This is a genomic window from Planktothrix sp. FACHB-1355 (assembly GCF_014748295.1).
GTDB lineage: Bacteria > Cyanobacteriota > Cyanobacteriia > Cyanobacteriales > Aerosakkonemataceae > Aerosakkonema > Aerosakkonema funiforme_A.
The window spans coordinates 1-4,405 of the sequence record NZ_JACJUP010000536.1 but is presented as its reverse complement, the minus strand read 5'-3'; the positions used below and the strand labels follow the sequence as shown (position 1 = coordinate 4,405).

The window sequence follows — 4,405 nt, the reverse complement described above, 5'->3', positions numbered from 1 at the left end:
CTGGGTACAGAACTTATTAAACAGAAAAATTTGGAAGATAAAATTGAAATCAAGTTTGGAGATGCCACTAATCTAGACTTTGAATCAGAGTCTTTCACCAAGGTCATGGCTATCGAATGTGCCTTTCATTTCAACACCAGAAAAGACTTTTTTTACGAAGCTTTCAGGGTGCTTAAACCAGGTGGAGTTCTAGCTATGACTGACATTATTCCATCACCAGGCATTAATTTGTCTAATTACAATTTAGAACGCATCAGGGAATATTTGTCTGCTGATGCAAAAATGTATAACGATCGCAATATTTATAGCCTTGACGTTTATCAAAAATATCTTCAAGAAGCAGGGTTCGATCCTATGAAGATTTACTCAATCAAAGATAAGGTAATTCTTCAGTTTGCAGACCATTTGGATAGTGTAGAGGCACCAACAGATGACGCTCAAGAAAGGATAAGTAAATACGCAAAAGCTTTTAGGAATCAACTTATGGTTGGTGGCGACTATATAGTTGTTCGTGCCCAAAAGCCGAAATAATTACATCTCCAAACTTAATTAGATCGTTGCTTAACCGCAACGATCTCCAACCAGTAGCGGGGAATTTCTGTGATTCCCAAATTACTGAACGCACGGTTGGCTCCCTCTTGTAAGCATTCGCTAGCAATTTCTACTGGATATCCGCTCATTAAAACCTCGGAAAGCCCACCATAAGCGCCAACTGTTTCAAAACTTTGTTTCGTCATCATTACCGAACGCTGATATTCTCGGTTGACTACAAGACCGTGAATCTTCAGAAGTTCTCCCCACTCGCTAGGAGACATCCATCCTTTATCAAAAGCCCGTCCCACTTTTCCTCGTTGGCGCTTTATCGTCTCTTTCCCTGCAGCACGTAACTCTTCATTCTTTTTTTCCAATACTGCTAACGATTCTTTTAGCCACTCTGTATAAACCTTTTCCGTTCCTTCTGGATAAGTGCCGACATAGAACACAGTATTGAAAGTAAACATTCCACCAAAGCGTAATACTCGTTGAATATTACTGAGTAATTTGTGCTTATCCGAAATTAAATGGATAGCACCACCCATAACCACCAAATCCACGCTTTCCGACTCAAAAGGAAGCTCATCCGCACTTCCTTGCATCAGCATCACGCTGCCTTTACCAGACTTCAAAACTGCATCTAAAGATGTTTTGTCATCTACTAAAAGTTTTTTTTGTTGAAAGTCTTCTCTCGCAATTTCTAACGACTGAGCCGAGAGGTCTATCCCGATAACGCTTATGTCTGGCTTTAACTCAAAAAGTAAGCTGGTCATCACTCCAGTACCACAGGCTAAATCTAGCACTTGCCTCACCGAATCGAGAGACAGGGTACGCAGCAACTCTCTATTGGCGTCAAGATATTCAGGTTGTTGGGAATATGGCTCGTAAGTGGTGTTCACTTTCATGGCGGTGGATGATTCAAAATGAATGAGCTTTTAGCCTGGATTAATTTTACGGCAGAGCGTGGCGCTTGAAAAAATTCCAGATTTCTTCACTGGCATTAATATCCCCACTGGTTTGGCCAACCACAGCACGAGGTTGACCGTAACCTCCCGGCCAAGTGTGTCCGCCCCCTTCTATCGTCAGGAGTCTAACCTCTGCATTAGCACGGCAACCTGAGTAAGTGGAACTTTCAACTTGTGTACCATCTCTGGGAGCATTGTTCGGAAGGCGATTAACTTGTTCTCTGGAAACACAAGCATTCTGTTGCTTCCAAAATTCAAAAGTATCAACCACGGACATTATTTCGTCGCCACCTTTAATCGCCTGACCGCCCTCCCAGGGGACAAATCTATCGTTCGTACCCCCGATCATCAATATGGAGACAGGCTTTTTAAGATTGCACTTGGATTTCAGCTTAACTGGCATAGTAGCAGCTACTGGTGCAAAAGCTGCAATCCGCTCGGACATTTCACAAGCCAGTCTCAAGGTAAAAAAACCACCGTTCGATATGCCAGTAGCATATATTCTACGGCGATCTATGTTTTTACTTCTGCCGATTTCGTCTATCAAAGCCTTCACAAATCCCACATCATCAATACTTGAATCAAAACCGGGAGTATTTACTCCATCGTTCCAATGTTTGTCAATTCCGTCTGGATAAACAACTATAAAACCTTCTCTGTCTGCCAAATCATTGAAACCAGTAGTTTGAGCCAACCTCTCTCCTTGTCCTCGGCCACCGTGAAACGCTAATATCAAGGGCATAGGCCGATTCGATCTGTAAGAAGGCGGCGCGTACAGGTAGTAAGTACGCTGCATCCCCTGAAGCGTTATTGTTCCTGATATACCCGCTTGGTTATTCAGATCTCTGTTGTTTCTTCTCTGTTGTATTCTTTCCAAGATCCGCTCTCTGATAGGAGCTTTTTCCTCCTGTGCTTGCATAGTTTTACAAGAGGTTAACAAGCCCAAAACCAGAATAATAGCCACAATAGTTGTAATGGCAATTTTTTGGGGAGACTGGGTACTGTTTAGAGACATGATGAGTTTCAACAGAAAGTGAACTGACATCTTTCTTTGCCCTAAAAGCTAAGATTGTAGATGCTTACCAAAAGGAGACGACTGCCACCAACTTGAGTTCCAGGTTAATATCCAAATAGAATTTGGGTATAACTGGCTGACATTTTTAACTTCCTTCAAGCAAAGCTAGCCTTTTTTCTATTTTAGTTGCAGCCCAACCAAACCTCAAGACCTCCAAGAGGATTATCTGCGTATATCCACTGCCCATTTTGCCTGACTGCCACTCTTGGGCCAAAAGGATTAGCCGTACCCAGAAAAAGCCCATAGGGAGTCGAAACCAAACTTCGCACACCAATGTTGTAAGGGTTACCAAAGCCTCTTTTGTTTACAGGAAGCCAGTTTTCTCCGTCGCAACTACGCCAGAGCTCAAATCCACTCTGGCTGTTTACAATATTTTCAACACCAACTTGCTCAACCAAACGACGTGACTGCATTGACCAACGCTGTAAGGATAGCCACGGTAACATCAAACTAAACATATTGCATGTGCCGACGTACAACCATCCATCATGAACCGCACTGCGCCAAAAATACCCGTTAAAAAAATTACCAAATCCTGGTGGAAGGCCGCTTAAAGGTTTTTTTACTCCATCAGGTGTATTCCTAGATTTACCAACGATCAGATCCCATTTACCGTCAGGGAAGATTCGGATTAACTCAGAGGCAGCAGGGCCGATATTATTTTCAGTATCAATACCGCAACCTTGAATACCAGTCCCTACATACAGCGCATCTTTGAATGCGGACATACAAATCGCAATCTGGTTGAGCGAACCGCGATAAGCACCTTTATCTATCACCTTAGTCCATTTGTAAGGAGGGTTTCCTTCACAATTACTAGACCAAATTTGAAAACCTTCGCAATTAAATGTACCAGCATAAATGCGATCTTTAAAAGGACAGACCATAAATATACCTTGGTTTTCTGGTTCACCAAAACCAGGCAAACTCGCTGCTTGCCATTCTCCTTTAACAGGGTCGTGGGTTTCATAAATTGTCGGAGCTACTGCTTTGTTTGCATTCCCAGCCGCCCCGCCTGTGGGAGACATAAACAATCTTCCTTTGAAAGGGACTAACACGCGAGTACTTGGTATCGGGATGCCAATAATTCCTGGTTGTGAAATTACAGTAAAATTTTTTCCATCTTCCGAACGCAAAAGCCGAGAACCAGGAGCCCTACTAGCTGCCCAAGTTGATACGTAAAGTACGGGTTGGGGGTCAGATTCCCCCTGAAAGACAGCCATGCCACGGTAGCCAACATCACGATCGACTTCTGCACCTTTAATGCCCATTACTCTAGGAGATCGCATGACTTGTTGCCAATTTTGAGTAAGTGGGTTGTAGCGCCAGATATGCGCTCGTCGATCTAATTTGTAAATACTTTCTATATCGTCCGGACTCTCAATTGGCCAAATAGCTATATCAGCAGCCCTTCGGATGGTTCTTTCTTGTACCTTGGCCATGCAAAAATTAGCGCGGGTAGTCCCCACATACAAGTGGTTGTTGAACCAGGCCATCGAATGAGCAAAGCTGTTGTAACCATCTCCAAACCCGTTATCGCAGATTTTACGGAAATTTTTAAACCCTAGCCCTGGCAAGGGTGTGGGATCGAAAGCTTGTTGTATGTATAGGTCAATACTCATTAGGCTCGGCTATTCCAATAGCTTTGTAGCGCTGAAAGATTTGTTATTATAATAACAACTTATTTAGTTAAGTGACTTTGGACTCCCAAACAAAGTAGCATAAGTTTAAAAAACAAAATACCTGATGATTGATTATCCTTTGCACGTTAACCTTTATGTCACTACCCCCACCCATATTTATCCTTGCATCTCCACGTTCTTTTACATCT

General features: G+C 42.8%; 4 protein-coding genes. 1 reads left to right on the top strand and 3 read right to left on the bottom strand.

The window, feature by feature from the left end:
• Positions 1–531 (top strand): class I SAM-dependent methyltransferase (locus H6S82_RS20065; protein WP_206756879.1); only part of this gene is annotated, 531 nt, incomplete at its 5' end.
• Positions 532–545: 14 nt separating this feature from the next.
• Here H6S82_RS20065 and H6S82_RS20060 read toward each other — a convergent pair.
• From H6S82_RS20060 to H6S82_RS20050, 3 genes are all read right to left on the bottom strand, one after another.
• Positions 546–1,439, bottom strand: a complete 894-nt coding sequence (locus H6S82_RS20060) for a class I SAM-dependent methyltransferase (protein WP_190467226.1) — start codon at positions 1,437–1,439, stop codon at positions 546–548.
• A 46-nt stretch (positions 1,440–1,485) separates the two neighbouring features.
• Positions 1,486–2,544 (bottom strand): PHB depolymerase family esterase, encoded by a 1,059-nt coding sequence (locus tag H6S82_RS20055; protein ID WP_199315380.1) that lies wholly within the window; start codon positions 2,542–2,544, stop codon positions 1,486–1,488.
• Positions 2,545–2,696: 152 nt separating this feature from the next.
• Positions 2,697–4,196 (bottom strand): hypothetical protein, encoded by a 1,500-nt coding sequence (locus H6S82_RS20050; RefSeq protein ID WP_190467222.1) that lies wholly within the window; start codon positions 4,194–4,196, stop codon positions 2,697–2,699.
• Positions 4,197–4,405: the final 209 nt, after the last annotated feature.